Origin of the sequence: Bacteroides sp. MSK.20.12, assembly GCF_019052435.1 — a bacterium.
Classification (GTDB): domain Bacteria; phylum Bacteroidota; class Bacteroidia; order Bacteroidales; family Bacteroidaceae; genus Bacteroides; species Bacteroides xylanisolvens.
Genome location: NZ_JAHQVH010000112.1, coordinates 1 through 429, shown reverse-complemented (window position 1 = coordinate 429; position 429 = coordinate 1). Strand labels below are relative to the sequence as shown.

At 41.7% G+C, this 429-nt stretch carries 1 protein-coding gene; it reads right to left on the bottom strand.

Annotation, left to right across the window (positions count from 1 at the left end):
* Positions 1-429: AAA family ATPase (locus KTR06_RS24375; RefSeq protein WP_217290900.1), on the bottom strand; the 429-nt coding region annotated here is incomplete at both ends.

The window sequence follows — 429 nt, the reverse complement described above, 5'->3', positions numbered from 1 at the left end:
CTTCGTTGAATCCGGTCATTTCATTAAATTCCGGAGAGAGCGAATAATTGGTGCCAATATTGAATCCGCTGGTGAGATCGTCCATTGTGACGGGGCTGACACCTGTCACGAAGCAACGTTTGATCGTAGAATAAGTGCCTGCTTTCACCGTATCGAAGAAGCTGCGCAGATAACCGGTTCCGTGTGTTTCGCTTTTATAATCTTCGAGACAGGAAGGTTCTGATAGGATTTTGTTTGTAAAATGGTCGTATTCATCAATGAACAGATAAATCTGCTGATTGGTTTTGACACATTCTTTATATAGATAGTCCAGTTGCTCTACGGCTCCTTTTTTCTTATTCATTTCTTCCTTTATCCCTTCGGGAAGATATTGGGCGTAGACATCGCAGAAGAAATTGAATTCTGTGTTGCAATGTGCGTCCAATGATT